Raw genomic sequence first — 19,051 nt, forward strand, 5'->3', positions numbered from 1 at the left:
CTAATCATATCCAATCGATAATTTGCTCAGTTGAAATCGAGAATAGATAGTGCTAAAATGGTTCGTGAAACGAATTAAATGGTTTTCCTGCAAGCGAGGTATCTAAATGAGTAGAGTGATGAATCCTTATAGGGCTTTAAAGAATAGGCACTATCGAAATTTTTGGATTGCTCAAAGCATTTCATTAATTGGAACATGGATAGACACAACGCTTAGAGGTTGGGTGGCTGTTAATCTGTTTCCAGAGAGTAAAGCAGCAGGTTTTATTGGGCTTATTGCCTTCCTAAAAGGCTTCCCGTCCGTATTTTTTTCACCTGTCGCAGGGGTGCTCATTGATTGGTTTGGACCGAAGACCATACTACTCTACACTCAATTGCTCGATGCTGCCAATGCGTTCTTTATGGCATATCTAGTCTGGAAAGGTTTGCTCAGTCCTTTCTTTCTGCTATCTCTTAGCCTTCTGATGGGGATTACGAGCGGTTTTTATCTACCTTCCAGAAATACCTTTATATCCGACATCGTTCCAAAGGATGTTTTGCCAAACGCTCTTGCACTACATTCGATGATTTTCAATGTTGCTAGGATGGTAGGACCAACGATAGCAGGATTTGTTGTAAAGTATTACGGTCTTGAGTTTGGCTTTGTTATTAACGCTCTTTCATTCCTGCCTTTAATCATTGCCTTAATGGTAATTCCTGACAACCACAGTAGAACTTCAAGTCACGCCAGTTTCAAAAAATTTTTCGTTGACCTTGTTGAGGGAGTTCGATATGTCTCTACTAATGCTGTGCTTATAAAGACTTTCGTTGGTTTGACGATGTATTCACTTTTCGGTATGCCTTTTGGTATGCTGATGCAGGCCTTTGTGAAAAGTGTAGTCAAATCTGACATACTCGGTTACGGTATCATCATGGGAATGATGGGGGTTGGTGCATTCGTAGGTGCTAACGTAGTTGCAGCAATTAATCCAGAACGTTTGATAAGGATGAAGGAAGATTTCTTGCTTTTAGTAATAGGTTCGAGCATATTGGCTGCAGCTTTAAGACCGGCTCTAACGCCTTACGCAGCATTTTTTATAGGTGCGTGTCAATCTTCGTTTTTTCAACATAACGAACAGCAGGACACAACTACTCTCACCATCGAACATGAAAGGTAGAACGATATCACTCTATTCATTCCTCAACACCGGGGGCTCTCCAACTGGAACGTTTATTTTAGGGTTGTTGGGAAATGCCATAGGAGTTAGGAGCGTTTACACTTTTGCCGGTCTGATATTACTCATCTTCTCGATTTCAAGACTATTCTCGCTAGTCAACCCTGCAAAAGAACCGAAAAACATCCAATAAGGCTGGATATGTTGAATAACCCCCCTCTCTCTTCTCTTAGCTCATCGAGAGAAAAATTCCACAATTCGTTGTATACTATTGCAATCAAACCACAAGATGTGGTATAATATACGTCGCTGAGTCGAGGAATAAGTGTTTGTCTGGAGTAAACTTCGGGGAGGGACCGTATTATGTCGGTCGTTTATGGTGCGTTGGAAAAGTTTATCGGTTACTGGAAAGGTGTAGAACCATCAAAAAATGCCTACAAAATACTTTCCGAGAGGTATTTCTTAAAAACGCCAGCAGGGGAGTACCTCGAAAACAAATGGTCTGACATCTGCCGTAGAGTAGCACGGGTTATAGCAACGGCGGAATTGGTAAATAACCCTGCTATGCAAGGAAAGAGTGAAGGCGAAAAGCTTGATGAAGTGAAGTTCTGGGAGGAAACTTTTTATAACTTTTTGCTTTCAAGAATATTCGTTCCTAACAGCCCGACGCTGTTTAATGCTGGTATGGGAGTCAGGCACGAGTTGTTGTGGAAACCTATCGAAGAGATGACATTGGAAGACTACTGGGAAATTTACAACACCAGAAACCACCTGCATATGCTTTCGGCATGCTTTGTCGTGCCCGTTGAAGACAGCATAGAAGGTATTTTCGATGCCGTAAAGGAATACGCTCTCATCACCAAAGCCGGTGGCGGTATCGGAAGCAACTTTTCAAGGCTGCGACCCAAAGGTAGCTTTGTAGCTGGAACACATGGTCAAGCAAGTGGTCCTGTGTCTTTTATGCACGTCTTCAACTCAGCAGTCGGCGTTGTCGAACAGGGTTACAGGCGACGTGGAGCTTTAATGGGAATTCTCAACATCGACCATCCGGATATAGAAGAATTTATTACTGCAAAAGAAGGCACGACGGTGAAAAGGTTCTCAAATTTTTCAATATATCTGTTGGAATTACGATGTCCAGAGAAGAACTACTGAAACTTTACATGGAAGATGGAGAAATTGAACTTAAACATCCAAAATGCAGCACCACAAAGAAAGTAAAGGTTCGAGAACTCATTAAGAAAATGGCAAAGAACGCTTGGAAGACTGGAGATCCAGGACTCGCGTTCTTAAGTGAGATGAACAAATACTATGCAATGTACCCAGAAATGGTCATTGAAAGTACCAACCCATGTGGCGAGATAGGACTTGCACCATATGAAGCATGTAACTTGGGTTCGATTGATGTAGCTAAGTTCTTTATGGACGGCAAATTTGATTGGGAAGCATTTGGTGAAGCAACAAGGCTCGCAGTTAGATTCCTTGACAATGTTATAGATGTCAACGTCTTCCCACTGGAAAAGATAACAAAGGCAGTCAAAGACAGTAGAAGAATAGGTCTCGGCATCATGGGTTTTGCTGACCTACTTTATCTTTTGGATATACCCTACGATTCTCCTGAGGGAAGACAATTTGCAGCGGATATGACAGCATATATGGCAGTGCAAGGCCATCGCGAATCTAACAGATTGGCACAAGAGAAAGGAAGTTTCCCATTATTTGAAAAAAGTAGATACTACCTCGAAGAAGGCTTCGCTCCGTTTGCAATGGGTATGAGTAAATTTGACGATGAATTGAAAAAAGTATTTGCCGAATCAAAATACGGTAAAAGAAACGTTGCGGTACTTACAATAGCACCAACTGGTTCTATTTCAAATATCGCGGATACAAGCAGCGGACTAGAGCCAAACTTCTTACTTGCCTATGTACGATACATGAATAAACATGACGGTGGTAAAGAAGCTCTGTTCTACATCAATAGAGTCTTGGAGCAAAAGCTTGATAAGGAGATCTTGGAAAAGATCAAGGAACGCTTGGTTGAAAAGGGTTCTCTTAAAGACATACCAGAAGTGCCAGAACATATCAAGAAAGTGTTTGTAACCGCAATGGATATTTCTCCAATGGACCACTTGTTAATGCAGGATGCGTTCCAAAGATATGTTGACAATAACATTTCAAAGACAATAAACATGCCAAACAGTGCAACTGAGGAAGATGTCTTAAATATATTCCTTGAAGCATTAAAACTCAACATTCGCGGTTTAACAGTTTACCGTGACGGTTCACTCCAAACACAGGTGCTTACATCAGCAAAGAATCTGAAGACAAAAGACGCACCAAAAGTTCAGTTCTTTGTACTGGATGAAAAGCATAAGCTGAGACCGAAGCCGAGAAAGGATACGCTCAGAAGTGTCACAAGAAAGTTCAAGACCGATACAGGCACTACGTACATTACCGTCAGTTTCGATGACAACGGAGAAGCAGTGGAAATATTCCTCTCAAACGGAACGGAATTAGCAGAAGCTATTGGAAGATTGAGCTCAATTGCATTGCGTGCAGGAGTTTCTGCAGAAGAAATATTAGAACAATTAAGGAAGGTTAAAGGAACTTACACACCTGCTTTGGCAAAGGAGATCAAAAGCGCAATTGATGACTTTGTAGAACTTTGGGGAGAAACACCTGCTGAAAGCATAGACACATTCGTGATAGACGGGTCGGCAAAGACCGCAGAAGAGATTGAAAAATTCGTAACAGCTAATGGCTTAGAATGGGCGGAAGGATATTACGTGGACGCAGATGGAAATACCTATTGTCCATCGTGTTTATCGAAGAACAGTATTATAAAACAAGAAGGATGTACAAGCTGTAGGAAATGTGGATGGAGTAAATGTAGTTAATAATAGAACAAAAACAATAAGACCACCCCTGGATGGGGTGGTCTTATTCTGATCTAACAAGTTAACCTTCTCATATGGACCTGTTTGCTATTGGCGAAGACTCAATACCAATAATCCACTGCTATTCCATTCGGAGTGAATTTTTCATTTTTGTTTTATTCTTCCTTTTCTGATTCTACAGGAGAGTTTTTCAGAATCATGTAAGCTAACGTTTCAAATGATAGAGTTATATCAACATCTTCCACAGGTATTTTCGTTCTCAGCTTGATAGGGGAGAAATTTACTATGCCTTTGATTCCTGCCTCTTCAACCTGTTCAGCTACGTACTGAGCTGCACTCTCAGGAACAGCAATAACTGCGATTTCTATATCCATATCCTTAACTTTTTGCTCCAATTCACTGATATGAGATACCTGTATACCGGCTATCTTTTTACCAACTTTTTCTCTGTCGTTATCAAAAATCGCAACAACACGGAATTTGTGCTTTATTAACCCAGGATAATTTGCAAGTGCACTTGGAAGTAAGATTAATCAGGATAGAAGCGTTCTTTAAATTTGTCGAAAGTAATAGAGTCGCACAAGATGTTTTAATTGAAGATGGTGAGTTTCTTCTGCTATTTAAAGAAAGAGTGAAATTGGACGCGGAGGTTGAGAAAAAATTGACTTACATTCTTGCATACACCTATGGACTTAAAAAAGATATCGTAAAATTCTCGTTCTACGTGGATAAACTTAGAAACATTAAGGACAGCAAAGGTTACTTAGAAAACCTGGAAAAAAGATTTCCCAGCATGATTCCAAAGAATTTTTGAGATGCTAAGGGGAGAATACTTTTGAAAAGAGTGCTAAGCGCAGGTAGATCAGCGTATATGAAATTAAACCTTTTATGGAAGGTTGCGGTTGTCGAGATTTCAATATTAATATGGTTCTTAACGCTGCTAAGAGCGGTAGAATTCAAGAATTACTACACTCCCTTTGTATTATCTTTTGTACTAATGAATTCTATAATGTTGCTCTTTTTAGTGTTTCGGAAGCTTTATAGATCAGAACAGAGCGCGTTAAAAAAGCTTCTTTATGACCTCATAAATCTATCGTACTCTTTTACTTTAAGCTTTTCTTTATCAGAAGTAATTCTGAGAATAACGTATTTTCACAGCAGAAGGTTAGATGTTAACGACGCATTTTGGTTACTCACTGTTTTTCTATCCATATCGATAGCGAGTTATCTATCCGCGTTAAAAGAAAAATTGAGAAGACTTTCGCTGGAGAAGGAACTTCAGAATCTTAACATGGATCTGCTCAGAACAAAATTAAATCCACACTTTGTATTTAACACATTCAACTTCTTAGCCGAGGCTGTAAGAAAAAATCCGGACAGAGCTGAAGAGTTCACCATTATGGTCTCTGATTATTACCGCTCTGTGTTAAAATTCAAAAGACAGTGGAGCATAGATGAAGAACTGGCTTTCATAGAGCAATATGTACTTATACAAAAAGAAATGATGAGCTCCTTGACTTTTGATTATGCGATAAATATCGAAGACTCAGCCAAAAAGAGAATCGTTCCGTCAGGAATAACTCAACCTGTAGTGGAAAACGCGATAAAGTACGGAATCAAGGGAAATTCTGGCGGCAAGCTTGAAATCAATGTGTGCGAACAAGAGGATACTTTAGAAATAATCATTAAGAACACTGGAACTCCAAAGAGAGAAATCACACCTGAGAATTTCGGAACTGGGTTGTCAATAGTTTTGAAGCAACTCGAACTCATAGGTGGCAAGATTTTTGCAAAAACTGATGGTAACAGTACATGCGTTTCTCTTCTTATTCCATTATCGAAGGGTAGTGAGCTGAATGTTTAGCTGTGGTATTGTTGAAGATGAGCCAAATGCTATGGAACGAATGAAAAGGATTTTAAAAGAAATAGACAGCAGTATTGACATACTCTTTGAATCATACAACTGCGAAGACTTTATCGAGAAAGCAAATAGTATTCAGCCTGAAGTACTCTTCTTAGATATAAACGTTGGTGATAAACTAATATTTGAAGTCCTTGGAAAATTGGTGTACTCCCCACATGTAGTATTTGTAACAGCGTACGATGAATACACGATAAAGGCATTTGAGGAAGGCGCTATCGACTACGTACTCAAACCCGTTTCAAAAGAAAGGTTAAGCAAAACTATCGAAAGAATTTCTAAGATTGGTGTAAAAAAATATAGTCTTCAGTACTACATACAACAACTTTCCAAACTGCCTGTTAAACACGGTGATGAAATACTCTTGATAGAGATAAAAGAAATAATCTATCTTGAAGCCGAAAACAGGACTGTCCGTATTATAACCAAAGATGGCAGATTTGAATGTTCAACTCCACTACATACGCTAATGAATAAGTTACCAGCCACTGATTTCATACAAGTCCACAAAAGTTATGTTATTTCCATAAAACACATATCGAAAATCAAAAAATGGTTCCAAGGCTCTTATATAATCGTGCTTGACAACGGCGATGAAGTTAATCTTTCAAGGAACTACAAACCAGAATTCTTTCGCCGTATAGGATTTAAAGAGTGATTGTTTTCATGTCTTATTCTCTCCTTCTTTATCCATCCTAATCTTTGCACCGCTTTCTACTTATCTACGTACCGCTAGAGTGTTCGTGAAAAATTTCTAATTTTCCTCTTGACAAAAATTAATTCTTATCATATTATATTCGTGAAAACTATCACGAATAAGCTTGTGTACCTGATCTGATTTCCTTTGATAAGCAATGAACAATGAGAAATGAGACGTTGAACAATAGATTGGTCAAGGAATGAAAGCAAGGATCTAGAATTTCTGCAGTTAACAATTCAAATCTTGTGGAGGTGTGGCGATGATCACCAGAACTTACAGTAAAGTTGAGGAGATTTTGAAGAAGTACGAATACAAAAAAGAGATGCTCATCAAGATCTTGCTAGAAGTCCAGAAAGAGTACAGACATATTCCAAGGGATGTTGTGAACTACATCGGTACAGCGCTTGGTATTCCTCCTGCAAAGATTTATGGTGTTGCCACATTTTATGCTCAATTCTCTCTGAAACCAAAGGGTGAGTACACAATCCTCATCTGTGACGGAACAGCCTGCCATATGGAAGGTTCAATGAGCCTTGTTAAAGCAATAGAAGAAGAAATAGGTATTAAACCCGGAGAGGTCACACCTGACTTGAAGTTCAGTCTCGATAAAGTAGGTTGTCTCGGTGCATGTGCTCTCGCCCCGGCAATGGTTATAAACGATGAGGTTTACGGAAAGCTCACCGGTGAAAAGGTCAAGGAGATTCTTAGAAAGCTCAAGGAAAGGAAGGAGGAAGAACAATGAGCACAGTTATCGCAAATGAACCGGTATTGAAGAGTCCACAAGAATTGTTTGATTTTATAGAAAAACTCAAGGAGAAGAGGGAAAGGAAACTCCAAAAGCCTTGCGTGTACGTCTGTGTTGGAACTGGATGTACAGCAAGTGGGTCAAGAAAGGTTTACGCGAAGTTTGTCGAAGTAATCAAGGCAAAAGGGCTTGATATAAAGATTGAAAAAATCGACGATGATGACGAACCAGTGAAGAAAACCGGATGCTGTGGTCTTTGTTCGTTGGGCCCCCTCGTAAAGATAATGCCGTCTGGAATCACATACAGCCATGTCACAGTTAACGATGTTGAAGAGATTGTTGAAAGGACACTGCTCAAAGGGGAAGCTATTGAACGGCTGCTTCTCACGGATCCGATTACCGACAATAAGGTTGAGAGGTTAGAGGATGCTACTTTTTTCAAGAACCAGACCTTCTACATAATGGAAGCTGTTGGAACAAGTGAATGTGAAAGTATAGAAGATTACATGGCACGTGGCGGTTACTCATCACTTGCAAAAGTGCTTTCTGGAATGGATAGACTTGAGATAATCAATCTGATAAAAGCCTCCGGTTTGCGCGGTCGTGGTGGTGGAGGATTCCCAACAGGATTGAAATGGGAAGCAGCGTACAAGAGTCAAGGAGACATTAAGTATGTCGTTTGTAACGCTGACGAAGGTGACCCAGGAGCTTTCATGAACAGAACACTTCTTGAAAGGGACCCACATTCCGTTCTTGAAGGTATGATCATCGCAGCATATGCAATAGGCGCAAGAAAAGGCTATGCGTACATAAGAGCAGAATATCCGATAGCCGTTGAAATGTTTAATAAGGCTATAGAAGATGCAAAGAGATACGGGCTTCTTGGTAAGAGCATACTTGGAACAGACTTCTCATTCGACCTGTACGTCAAAGAAGGTGCTGGTGCATTCGTCTGTGGTGAGGAAACAGCGCTTCTTGCCTCCATCGAAGGTAAACGCGGTGTTCCAAGACCAAGACCACCATTCCCAGCGCAATCAGGTCTTTGGGGGAAACCAACTCTTATCAACAACGTCGAATCGTACGCTAATGTTCCTAAGATAATAAGGGATGGCGTTGAAAACTATAGAAAACGTGGTGTTGAGAATTCACCCGGAACAAAGATGTTCTCGGTCACAGGTCCTCTCAAATTGACGGGTATCATCGAAATACAATTCGGTACCACAATCAGATACATTCTTGAAAACATATGTGGTGGAACATCAAACGGCAGAAAGATAAAAGCAATCCAAATTGGTGGGCCATCTGGTGCCTGTTTACCAGAAGAACTCTTCGACCTTCCACTCGACTACGATTCTCTGAAATCTGTTGGCGCAATGGTAGGTTCAGGTGGTATAGTCGCAATAACAGACGACAGGTGTATGGTGGAAGTAGCAAGGTTCTTCTTAGATTTCACAAAACGTGAATCATGCGGTAAGTGTGTGCCATGTAGAGAAGGAACAATGCAAGCTTACAATATTTTGGAAAAGTTCACACAAGGTAAAGCAACGTACGAAGACCTGGAGAACCTTGAATATCTTTCCGAAATTATCAAAACCGCTTCACTCTGTGGTCTTGGAAAAACTGCCCCGAACCCGATAATCAGTACTCTTAAGTACTTTAGGCCCGAGTACATCGAGCACATTGAAGGCAAATGTCCAAGTGGAATGTGTACAGCATTCAAGAAGTACGTGATAATACCTGAAAAGTGTAAGAGCTGTAGCTTGTGCGCAAGAAGCTGTCCAAATGGTGCGATAAGTGGTGAAAGAGGAAAACCATATGTAATAGACCAGGAAAAGTGTATCAAGTGCGGCCTGTGTGTCACAAAATGTAAGTTCGGCGCTATTGAATTGGTTGGATGATTTTCAAGGAACTGGCACTTTGGGAGGGTGATGGATAATGAGGATAATCGTTAACGGTAGAGAAATAGAAATCCGCGATGATGCAAGGAACGTGCTCGAAGCTCTTAGAGAGGTCGGTATTGAAATTCCAAATCTTTGTTACCTCTCAGAGACATCAATTTATGGAGCTTGTAGAATGTGTCTTGTGGAAGTGGACGGAAAGGATATAGTTACGTCTTGTACGCTCCAGCCAAGAGAAGGAATGATAATAAAGACACATACACCTAAGATTTACGAAATGAGGAAAGGTATACTCCAGCTCTTACTCGCATCTCACGACGGTGATTGTACAACATGTGAGATGAACGGAAAATGTAAGCTGCAAAAGTACGCCCAGGAATTTGGGTTAACAAACAACCGATTCGAGAAGATTTCGAAGAAGACTATAACAGATAGATCATCTGTTATCGTTAGAGACAATGCAAAGTGTATCCTTTGTGGAGATTGTGTAAGAGCATGTGATGAAATTCAGTCCATAGCTGCTATAGATTTTGCCTACAGAGGTTTCGAAGCACAGGTTGTTCCATCGTTTGAAGAAAAACTCGAGAATACAGAATGTGTTCTCTGCGGACAATGTGTTGCTTACTGTCCAACCGGTGCACTAGCGATAAGGAACGATGTAGATAAAGTTTACAAAGCCATTGAAGAAGGAAAATATGTGATAGGAATGGTTGCTCCTGCTGTTCGAGCATCTTTGCAAGAAGAATTCGGATTGGAAGACGATGTTGCCGCAGCAGGTAGAATGGTATCTCTCCTTAAGATGATTGGATTCAAGAAAGTTTTTGACGTTGCATTCGCAGCAGACCTCGTTACTTACGAAGAAGCACACGAGTTCATCGAAAGACTGGAGAAAGGTGAGAAGTTACCACAGTTCACATCCTGTTGCCCAGGGTGGGTCAAATTCGCAGAACAGTACTATCCAGAGTATTTGAACCACCTATCAAGCGTTAAATCACCTCAAATGGCACTCGGCGCAATTATCAAGAGGTTCTATGCAAAAGAAATAGGTGTGGATCCAAAAGATATTTTCCTTGTCTCGATAATGCCGTGTACAGCAAAAAAATTCGAAGCCGAAAGGGAAGAATTCCAAGGTGATGTTGATGTTGTTCTTACAACAAGGGAAGTTGTGAAGGTGATTAAGTCAACTGGAATTGATATAAGAACAGTAGATCCCGAACCATTTGATAGGCCATTTGGACTCTCATCGCAATCTGGTCTCAGCTTTGGAAAAAGTGGCGGAGTGCTCGGAAGTGTTGTTAATGTTGTAGACGAATTCATTGGTATAAAGAACCTGGAAACAAAGCAACTATCTGAAGGTGTAAGGCTAACAACGTTAGAACTGAGCAACGGAAAAGTTGTTAAAGCCATTGCAGTCTTCGGACTTGGAAATACGCGTAAGATAGTTGATTCGATAAAAACTGGAGAACTTGATGTAGATATCGTTGAAGTGATGGCATGTAACTACGGATGTATCGGTGGCGGCGGTCAGCCATATCCAAACGATGTGAGAACAAGGGAAAGGAGAGCGAGAATACTAAAAGAAGTCCAAAGCATCGATGTGCTTATATCACCAACAGAAAACTTCCACATGTTACAGTTGTACGAGAAATATCTGAAAAAACCACTTAGCCATGAAGCACATGAGGTAATTCACACGCACTACAAACACAGAAGAAGGGTTCAAGAAGAGGAAATCGATATACTACCACTTCCAGAAGAATCTGAAGACAAAGTAAAGGTCAGCGTTTGTTTGGGTACCTCGTGTTATTCAAAAGGTTCGTACGAAATCCTCGAAAAGCTCATTTCGGCAGCAAATAAAGAAGAATGGGCGAAGAATTTAGAGATAAAGGGAACATTCTGTGTAGAGAACTGTGGAAAAGCACCAAACGTTCTGGTAAATGATATAATAGTATCCGAAGCAACAGTCGAAAAAGTAAAAGAGGTGGCTTTAAATGAGCTTGGAAGAGCGAAAGGGGATCTTGAGATTTCCAAAAGCGACGTTTGAACGTTTAAAATTGTACCATGCACTCTTGAGTCAGCTCCACGCTGAAGGTAAGTCATATGTATTATCCGAAGAGATTGCAGAGATGCTCCGTATCACACCGGAACAAGTAAGAAAGGATTTCTCGTTCCTTGAGACTAAGGGCAAACCCAAGGTTGGGTACGTGATAAAGGAATTACTTGACGAACTCGATGAGCTCTTCGGAACAGGTGTTGATGAGAATATTATAATCATCGGAGCTGGTCACCTTGGTAGTGCACTTGCAAATTACAAAGGATTTAAGAACATAGGTATAAGAGTCGCCGCAATATTTGACAACGATCCAAAAAAGATTGGAACAATGGTTGGAGAACTCATGGTGTTACCACTGAAAGATTTGTCCAGGGTCATTCGTAGATTTAAAGTAAAAATCGCAGCCATTTGTGTTCCAGAAAGTTCAGCTCAGCAGGTAGCAGATCTGCTGGTTAGCCACGGAGTTAAAGCGCTGTGGAACTTTTCTACAAGGATATTAGACGTACCAGCAGAGGTAATTGTCCAAAACGAGGATATAACAAGAGGATTGCTCGGATTAAAACACATGCTTGCGGAAAAAGAAAGAATAAAAGCTGAAGAACTAAACAGTGTTAAAGAATCATCCCCGAAGTAAATTTTGCTAGATTAACGTAATTGTGCGCCACGCACATATATAGTGAGGAACGACCTCACAACGGCCACCACACCTTCCCACCCCGGTTGTCAACCGGGGGATTTTTTTATAAAAAACACCGAGGGCTTATTTTTTAAAAGCCCTCGGCACTTTAGACTCTTGAACAGGAGCTTAAAGCTCTATCTCATACACTTTGGAGTACTTATCCTTAATGTATCTCACGAAAGATTCGTAAGACAGCGGTTTGCCAGTCACGATTTTAATCAAGTCGCTTGGTTCGTACATTTTACCCTTCGAATGGATCTTCTCTTTCAGGAAGTTTTTAATGATCTCAAAATTACCAGCTGAAACAACTTCTTCAAAGTTTATTTCTTCTTTTAATTTTTCAAATATCTGAGCAGCATAAAGGTTGCCAAGTGCATAAGTTGGAAAATAACCAAAATTCCCGCCGAACCAATGTGGATCTTGCATACAACCAAGCGTATTGTTTGGCACATCCAGCCCCAGGTATTTTTTGTAGAGCTCGTTCCACTTGTCTGGGACGTCTTTAACACTCAGTTCACCGTTGATTAGCTCGCGTTCAATCTCAAAACGGATGATTATGTGCAGGTTGTACGTAACTTCGTCCGCTTCGGTTCTAATGAACGACCTTTGGACTCTGTTCACCGCCCTCCATAATTCTTCAACCGAATATCCCCGCATCTCGGGAACAATTTCTATGAATTTGCTATAAATCCCTTTCCAAAATGCCAAGCTTCTGCCAACTACATTTTCCCAAAAGCGCGATTGACTCTCGTCGAAACCGTATGAGGCGCTGCTACCAATTGGTAGACCGTAGAACTCGGTAGGAATTGAAAGTGCGTACAGTGCGTGCCCAAATTCGTGTATCGTAGAGTATATGGAATTTCTGATGTCATTAACTATGTACCTTGTTGTTATGCGTACATCGTTTAGACCTATTGGATTGGTGAAAGGATGCGCTGATACATCCAACCTTCCCTTGGTAAAATCGTACTTGAGATAGTGAAGCAGCCAGTTGCTGAATTCTTTTTGCTTATCTACCCCGATTTCTCTATTGAACGGATCCTCTGATTTTGGCAACCTTTCGATTTTTTCGAGCACTTCCACTATAAAATCTCTGACTTTACTGAATATCTGATCCACTTCTTCTGCCTTCATTCCGGGTTCGTATAGGTCGAGTAACGCGTTGTACGGTTCACCTTCGTAACCTAAAATGTCTGCGTATTTTCTACTGAGATCGACAATTTTTTCAAGCAAAGGTCTTACTTCTTCGAAATCACCACGCGGTTTAGCAATTTCCCACTTTTGCTCTAGCATTGTTGATGTTATCATAATCTCTTGAAATAGTTCAGGAGGAACTTTTTTGTACTTGTAGTATTCCTTCTTTCCTACATAGACTAGCTTCTCGTCGATTTCACTTTGTGGTTGAGCTGTTTCCAACAGTTTTCCGAGAGCGTCGTCAGTTATTTGTTTAAAAGCGTACGTTCCAATTTCCGATAGCACTTCCGCTCTGTACGGTCCTGCATCTTTTGGCATATACGTTTGCATATCCCAGTAAAGCAATGCGGCTGCGCTGTAGTACTTAGCGACACGTTTGTAATAGCTTTTTAGTTCTTCCATAAATCTTCCTCCTATATAAAATTCTTGTACTTCACAGGATGAAATCTGATTCGATATTGTTTAATCTGTACTGTAAGGCCTCACTAACATCCTTTGCATCGACGATCTCGTCTCCATTGAGATCAGCGATCGTTCTTGAAACTTTCAATATTTTGTCCAGAGCTCTTCCCGAGAGTCTGTATTTGGTAGCGTATATTTTTAAAATATCTTCCGCCTTATCGTCTAACTTAATGTATTTCTCAACCATCCTGTGCGTCAATTTCGCGTTGAGCTTTATATTTTCTTCCTTGTACCTACGTAGTTGTCTTTCCCGTGCTCTTACAACCCTTTCGCGAATTTGAGCGCTTGACTCTCCATTTGTTTGCTGAACTTTACCCCGCATCTCATCATAAGAGATTCTGGGAACTTGGATTTGTATGTCTATTCTGTCGAGTATTGGGCCAGAGATGTTTTTCCAGTACCTTTTGATTTCGTATGGCGAACATTTGCATGCTATCTCTTTGTCTCCATAGTATCCGCAGGGACATGGGTTCATAGCGGCAATTAATTGGAAAGAAGCGGGAAAAACATGTGTCGCCTTTGAACGCGAAACCGTTACCACACCATCCTCAAGCGGTTCACGTAATGCTTCTAAGACATCTCTTCGGAATTCAGGAAGCTCATCCAAAAAGAGCACACCGTTATGTGCGAGTGTGACTTCTCCCGGTTTCACGTTGGTACCTCCACCGATTACCGCTACAGCACTGGAGGTATGGTGAGGACTTCGGAACGGCCTTTTCGTTACAAGTTTCGAGTCCAAAAGACCTATGGCACTGTATATTTTGGAAGTTTCAATGATTTCGTGTTCGCTCATTGGAGGTAGTATGGTCGGAAATCTCCTCGCAAACATCGTCTTTCCTGTGCCCGGAGGTCCTACCATCAGCACATTGTGACCACCACTTGCGGCGACTTCAAGTGCACGCTTCGGAACTAAATGTCCGCGGATCTCTGAAAAGTCAACCTCGTATGCATCATCCTGTAGAATAGGTATTTCGTACAAGATGCGTGGGAATTGATTGGTCTTTATTGACTGTACTGCTTCGTACAGGCTTTTGAAAGCAAGAAAATTCGCTTTTGTAGCCGTAGCTTCAGGGATGTTATCTGCAGGGATTATAAAAGATGTCGAGGAGTTTTGAAATTCCAACAAGATCGGAAGGACACCTTTGACCTTTTTGACGGTTCCATCCAGCCCAAGTTCTCCGATAACAACTGAGTTGAAAGGTGGGATATACTTCGCAGCACCTAAGATCGCCAAGGCAATGGCAAAATCTAAGAACGTTCCTTCCTTCTTTACGTCACTGGGTGCCAAATTAACGGTAATTAGACCATCTGGTACTGAAATATTAGAGTTCTTGAAAGCACTTAAAATCCTCTGTTTGCTCTCCTTAACAGCGGTATCCGGTAACCCAACGATGTTGATATCCCTTTTCACACTTCGTTGATTTATGTCCACTTCCACATCGACTAGAAGCGGAGTTATTCCAACAATAACCGCTGATTTTGTGCAAAAAAACATCCCCTATCCCCCTCGTTCTTTCATAAGTTCGTAGGTTCTTTGTGCTATTTTGGCGGTTATCCCCCAGATGATGTAATCTCCGTATTTATAAAAAATGACCTTGTAAATCCCTCGCTTCCAGTTGTAGTTTCTTCCAAAAGCTATGAGATGAAATGGAAAGTCTTCGCGTGGTTTTAGTTCGACGTCTACAATTCCAATAGAATAGGGCCTTTGAAAGTGTTCAATAGGAACCAAAAACGTCTCTTTTACTTCATTAGTATTTATCCGAAGTTCGTTAATGTCCACAGCAACGACAAACGGATAGATAACTGAGTTAAACGGTGTTACCAGCGGTTCTACTTCGAAAAGAAAATCGACTGTTCGAAGTCCGGTTTCTTCTTTGAGTTCTCTGAGTGCTGCCTCATAAGGTTCTTCGTTCATCTCAATGTGTCCACCCGGAAAAGATACCTCCAGAGGCTGTGGGATATTCTCAGACCTCACTTCAAAAAGGATTTTGCTCTCATATACCGGTACGCACACCGCGTAGTAATTGAATTCACCCAGAAACCTCTTCAAGCCCCCACCTCAATTTTCAGATTTGTTTCTCTTAATTTCTTTTATTTCACAGCAGAATTCCAGTTCATAGAGTTCCCATAAAGACTATTCCAGTATCCAGACGGTGTGTCATTAACGTAATAACACCGAACCTCTTTACCAAAGACAAATAAATATCCTTTGCTCAAACTTAAGTATCTCCCACTGGGAACAGTATCTGTAAACAGCACCTTTTTAGTATCTTTGTCTATAATTTGAAGCTTCCCGTTCGAGTCAATAACGTACAGATGTTGTTTACCAAGAACAGCATCCACGATCTCTGATTGGAAAGTTAGGAATGCGCTTCTACCCTTAGAAACCTCGGTTTTGTCTTTCATTGGTATGAATTCATAGACATTACCATATTCATCGATAAGTGAGAATCCAACTTGTTTACTAACATATGGTGTTTCCAAGTATATCGGTAGATTTTTTGGCTTTCCAGCAAAACTATCCACGGTTTTGTCTCTCCACAAGTTTCCAGCACCATCGACAACATACACCTTTCCCGCAAGTGAAACTGATGGTGGTATCGAAGGATATGTTCCTACTTTGTATGAATTCTTTATAACCCCGGATTTGCCTTCGTCTTTAATAACATAAAGGGTTCCTTTGTCTGTAACCACATAAAGCAAATATCCGTCCCAAGCAGGTCCGTAAGCGATATCACTGTCAAGTGAAAGCTTCCAAGCAAGAGTTCCATCCTCATTCAAAGCGTAAACTGTATCATCCCATGCCACAACGTATATATGATTACCAACCGTCACATGACCAGTTATAACAAAGCTGGTTTTGTATGACCAGGCAATCTTCCCGCCATCTACAGCGATAACCGAGCCTTTCGTTGTAGGTACATACGCAACGTCTTCTTTTACTGCTGGTTTACCTGATATGGTATCATTTAAAACAACTTTCCAAAGTAGTTCGAACAACTTCGGAGTTTTCGGTGGCTGAGTCGATTCGGATGGTTTTACAACTGTGGTCTCTTCCTTTTTTTGCTGCTCTTCACTGGGTTGCTTCTGCGATGCTGAGGGTGCTGTTGTAACTTGGGTAGAAACAGGGGGTTGCACGATTGAATGTTCCTCAACCACTGTAGTTTCTTCTTTTTCACCAGTGTCAACAGGAACTAAAGATTTAACAGTGAATTTCAGATCTTTTTGGGCTAAGTCACTTGTAACTAAGAGGTTTCCAGAGTACAGATATTTTCCATCTGTTAAGAGTGTTCCCCTGTAGGGAAACGTCGTACTTAACCTTGCCGTTCCTTTGTAAAAATAGATCTTGGATCCGTCGCTGAACACATGGTATCCTGAAAAATAGACATAATCGGAAAACTTGGGGTAAATTCTTTCAAGTTTCGCGAACCGGGGGTTGGAAATATTAAAAAGTTGCGTTTGCAACCCAAAAACTGCCATGTACGGTTCTGAAACTTTTAAATATGAAGCGTCCGTTGGCATAGACCATACAATGTTCCCAGCATAATAGCAAACAACTTGGTTATTCTCAATTCCAATTATGTAATCTGAAACTACGTAAATACTCTTCATCTTTGATGACACAGTTCCAATACTTGTCGCCGTTCCCTTTTCAATTTTGTATACCTTTAAATTTGATAAGGCGTAGTTTGTCCCAACGCGCTGAGCACCTTTAATGTCTATTTTTATCTTGCCGTCTAATGAATAGATACCATCTGAGGTTATGTAATAGTACTGGGTACCGTCGAAGAGAACATCCAGAGCAGTTATGTTTTTGACGACATTACCTGCTTCGTCAACAATACCTGTTGTAGTGACAATAAGTGCACCAGCAAAGTGTAAGCTGGTAAGAGCTAAGAACATCAATGTAAGGATGGTGATAAGAGCAAGATGTATTCTCACAATGTTTAACCCCCTAACATCAACTTGTTGCACGTTTCAGTTTTTTATTATATCATTACTCCTCACTTGTCTAGTGATGAAATCTGCAATATCAAAAACTTGAGATACATGGTTTCAAGAATATTGTAAACTTGTGGATGGTCGATTGGTTGTCCACCTCTGTAAATCAATCGAGCAAATACCTTTGCATCTATAGCGGCATCAACTAGGATAGATTCGAACTCACTTTGTGATACAACCTGAGTACAAGAAGCTGTAGCCAGTAGTCCGTCGTCTTTCAGTATTCTCATACTCCGGTAATTGATTTCTTTGTAACCTTTAAATGCTGCGTCGCGACTGGATGCACTCTTTGCAAAGGATGGTGGGTCAAGAACAACGACGTCGTACTTTTTTGTTTTCACGTAAGCGTTTTTCAAATAATCAAAAGCATTTCCAACCACAAATTCCGTTCTGCTTTCATCAAAACCGTTCAGTTTTGCAATCTGTCTTGCAATTTCAATAGCACGATCTGAATAATCAACGAAAGTCACATGCTTTGCTCCACCACTGAGTAAATGCATTCCAAAATTCCCTGTGTACGAAAAACAGTCAAGACAGACCTTGTTCTGAGCAAAATCTCTGAGTTTTCTCGCGTTCTCACGTTGGTCTAAAAAGGCTCCTGTTTTTTGCCCTTTTGTGTCCGCCAAAAATTTGATCCCGTTTATCTCAAATGGTATAAGTTCTGGACCAGAACCATAAATCCACCCAGAAAATTCTTCAAGCCCTTCCTTTTTGACCGCGCTACCTTCCGTCCTTTCGTGTATCCCAGTTGGCGAAAAAATCTCTATGAGAACATCTAAAATTGTGTTTTTCAATTTGTTAATTCCGAGCGTATTGAATTGAACAGAGAGGTATTTGTCAAACTTATCGACGATAAGTCCAGGTAATCCATCGGCCTCGCCAAATATGACTCTATATGCATTTTCCTTGGCGATACTGTATCTGTTTTTGATAGCGTCTAAGATCCTGTTCATGATGAATTCTCTGTTGATTTCCACAGACTTTCTGGAGAGTAATCTGACCGTGATCTTTGATTTTGTATTGATATATCCAATTCCAATAAACTGATTGGCGAATGAGTGTACATAGACTATATCTCCATCTTCAAAATTACCCTCTATTCTCTCTATCTCGTTATCGTAAACCCAGGGATGACCATTCAATACACGTCGTTTAATATCCCTTTTCAGTATTACTTTTGCTACTCTTCTATCCACAGTTTGCTTCACCTCTTGTTAAATCGTTCAAGTGTTCTTGTTACTTAGATTATAACATACGTTTGATTTTTCTCAATTCTGTCAGTATTCAGAAAAAAACTGAGCAAAGTTTTGGTATTAAGTGTTCTCAACGGTAAAACACGATAAAATT

Annotated in this window: 15 protein-coding genes and 1 pseudogene; 10 read left to right on the forward strand and 6 right to left on the reverse strand. The window is 40.6% G+C overall.

Features of this window, described 5'->3' with window-relative positions:
- Nucleotides 1-106: 106 nt before the first annotated feature.
- The 3 genes and pseudogenes from NA23_RS04230 (at nucleotide 107) to NA23_RS04235 (ending at nucleotide 4,050) form a co-directional block, all read left to right on the forward strand.
- A complete protein-coding gene (locus tag NA23_RS04230) occupies nucleotides 107-1,156 on the forward strand; it encodes an MFS transporter (protein WP_275060691.1) in 1,050 nt (349 codons plus the stop codon).
- Nucleotides 1,146-1,346 carry a hypothetical protein gene (locus NA23_RS10610; RefSeq protein WP_275060692.1) on the forward strand — a complete coding sequence of 67 codons (201 nt, stop codon included), beginning with the start codon at nucleotides 1,146-1,148 and terminating at the stop codon, nucleotides 1,344-1,346. Before NA23_RS04230 ends, NA23_RS10610 begins: the two co-directional genes overlap by 11 nt.
- A 170-nt stretch (nucleotides 1,347-1,516) precedes the next feature.
- A pseudogene (locus NA23_RS04235) lies at nucleotides 1,517-4,050 on the forward strand (adenosylcobalamin-dependent ribonucleoside-diphosphate reductase).
- A 155-nt stretch (nucleotides 4,051-4,205) separates the two neighbouring features.
- Here the strand turns inward: NA23_RS04235 and NA23_RS04240 are convergent.
- Nucleotides 4,206-4,580: a redox-sensing transcriptional repressor Rex gene (locus NA23_RS04240; RefSeq protein WP_342636989.1), complete on the reverse strand. Its 375-nt coding sequence runs from the start codon at nucleotides 4,578-4,580 to the stop codon at nucleotides 4,206-4,208.
- On the opposite strand from NA23_RS04240, the gene NA23_RS04245 reads away from it, so the two are divergent.
- The 7 genes from NA23_RS04245 to NA23_RS04275 all read left to right on the forward strand — a co-directional run bounded on the left by NA23_RS04245 (nucleotide 4,562) and on the right by NA23_RS04275 (nucleotide 12,001).
- Nucleotides 4,562-4,864, forward strand: coding sequence for a hypothetical protein (locus tag NA23_RS04245; RefSeq protein WP_249477144.1), 303 nt, complete (start codon nucleotides 4,562-4,564; stop codon nucleotides 4,862-4,864). The genes NA23_RS04240 and NA23_RS04245 overlap by 19 nt on opposite strands.
- A 30-nt stretch (nucleotides 4,865-4,894) precedes the next feature.
- Nucleotides 4,895-5,914 (forward strand): sensor histidine kinase, encoded by a 1,020-nt coding sequence (locus NA23_RS04250; RefSeq protein WP_236938685.1) that lies wholly within the window; start codon nucleotides 4,895-4,897, stop codon nucleotides 5,912-5,914.
- The gene (locus tag NA23_RS04255) at nucleotides 5,907-6,629 is read left to right on the forward strand and encodes a LytR/AlgR family response regulator transcription factor (protein ID WP_052107031.1); all 723 of its coding nucleotides are present in this window, start codon (nucleotides 5,907-5,909) and stop codon (nucleotides 6,627-6,629) included. Before NA23_RS04250 ends, NA23_RS04255 begins: the two co-directional genes overlap by 8 nt.
- Nucleotides 6,630-6,930: 301 nt before the next feature.
- A complete protein-coding gene (gene nuoE, locus NA23_RS04260) occupies nucleotides 6,931-7,413 on the forward strand; it encodes an NADH-quinone oxidoreductase subunit NuoE (protein ID WP_090222966.1) in 483 nt (160 codons plus the stop codon).
- Nucleotides 7,410-9,314, forward strand: a complete 1,905-nt coding sequence (locus NA23_RS04265; protein WP_236938590.1) for an NADH-quinone oxidoreductase subunit NuoF — start codon at nucleotides 7,410-7,412, stop codon at nucleotides 9,312-9,314. The genes nuoE and NA23_RS04265 overlap by 4 nt, the downstream gene beginning before the upstream one ends.
- Before the next feature lie 37 nt (nucleotides 9,315-9,351).
- Nucleotides 9,352-11,358 carry a [FeFe] hydrogenase, group A gene (locus NA23_RS04270; RefSeq protein ID WP_033190983.1) on the forward strand — a complete coding sequence of 669 codons (2,007 nt, stop codon included), beginning with the start codon at nucleotides 9,352-9,354 and terminating at the stop codon, nucleotides 11,356-11,358.
- The gene (locus NA23_RS04275) at nucleotides 11,306-12,001 is read left to right on the forward strand and encodes a redox-sensing transcriptional repressor Rex (protein ID WP_033190982.1); all 696 of its coding nucleotides are present in this window, start codon (nucleotides 11,306-11,308) and stop codon (nucleotides 11,999-12,001) included. Before NA23_RS04270 ends, NA23_RS04275 begins: the two co-directional genes overlap by 53 nt.
- Nucleotides 12,002-12,172: 171 nt before the next feature.
- On the opposite strand, the gene NA23_RS04280 is transcribed toward NA23_RS04275, so the two are convergent.
- The 5 genes from NA23_RS04280 to NA23_RS04300 all read right to left on the reverse strand — a co-directional run bounded on the left by NA23_RS04280 (nucleotide 12,173) and on the right by NA23_RS04300 (nucleotide 18,900).
- A complete protein-coding gene (locus tag NA23_RS04280; RefSeq protein WP_033190981.1) occupies nucleotides 12,173-13,642 on the reverse strand; it encodes a carboxypeptidase M32 in 1,470 nt (489 codons plus the stop codon).
- A gap of 31 nt (nucleotides 13,643-13,673) precedes the next feature.
- Entirely contained in the window at nucleotides 13,674-15,197 is a 1,524-nt protein-coding gene (locus NA23_RS04285) for a YifB family Mg chelatase-like AAA ATPase (RefSeq protein ID WP_033190980.1), read from the reverse strand.
- A 3-nt stretch (nucleotides 15,198-15,200) separates the two neighbouring features.
- The gene (locus NA23_RS04290; protein ID WP_033190979.1) at nucleotides 15,201-15,752 is read right to left on the reverse strand and encodes an NUDIX hydrolase; all 552 of its coding nucleotides are present in this window, start codon (nucleotides 15,750-15,752) and stop codon (nucleotides 15,201-15,203) included.
- A gap of 41 nt (nucleotides 15,753-15,793) precedes the next feature.
- Entirely contained in the window at nucleotides 15,794-17,644 is a 1,851-nt protein-coding gene (locus NA23_RS04295) for an outer membrane protein assembly factor BamB family protein (protein ID WP_236938595.1), read from the reverse strand.
- A gap of 62 nt (nucleotides 17,645-17,706) precedes the next feature.
- Entirely contained in the window at nucleotides 17,707-18,900 is a 1,194-nt protein-coding gene (locus tag NA23_RS04300) for a class I SAM-dependent rRNA methyltransferase (protein ID WP_033190978.1), read from the reverse strand.
- Nucleotides 18,901-19,051: the final 151 nt, after the last annotated feature.

Source organism: Fervidobacterium islandicum, assembly GCF_000767275.3.
GTDB lineage: Bacteria > Thermotogota > Thermotogae > Thermotogales > Fervidobacteriaceae > Fervidobacterium > Fervidobacterium islandicum.